The 292-nt window shown below is 32.9% G+C and carries 1 protein-coding gene; it reads right to left on the reverse strand.

Features of this window, described 5'->3' with window-relative positions; all coding sequences use genetic code 11:
• On the reverse strand, window positions 1–260 hold a 260-nt coding region (locus tag H3S73_RS13690; protein WP_198248938.1), incomplete at its 3' end, for a hypothetical protein.
• Between the last annotated feature and the right edge of the window lie 32 nt (window positions 261–292).

Below are 292 nucleotides of genomic sequence, written 5' to 3' on the forward strand. Positions count from 1 at the left end.
TTTTGATTTATACTTGCTTTAATATCATTTTCCAATTGTTCTAAGCGTTTCTTTAATGAACCTGGTGCTAAAATCGCTGATAAAATATGCGGTGAAATCGTTTCGATAGTAATTAAATCAACCTGATAAATCAGGCAATACAGTGCGTAAACTAATCTATCTTCAAGGTTGGTAAACCCAATATTTTTTGCATCAAGCAATTTTTTAGCTGATAAAAATAGCGCATTAGGTGGCAATGTTTGAATATTATCTTGCCACATTTTGACCAACCCAAAAGTGGCTTTGGGTTCAT

Source organism: Gilliamella sp. B14384G12, assembly GCF_016101825.1.
In the GTDB taxonomy this organism is placed as follows: Bacteria; Pseudomonadota; Gammaproteobacteria; order Enterobacterales; family Orbaceae; genus Gilliamella; species Gilliamella apicola_N.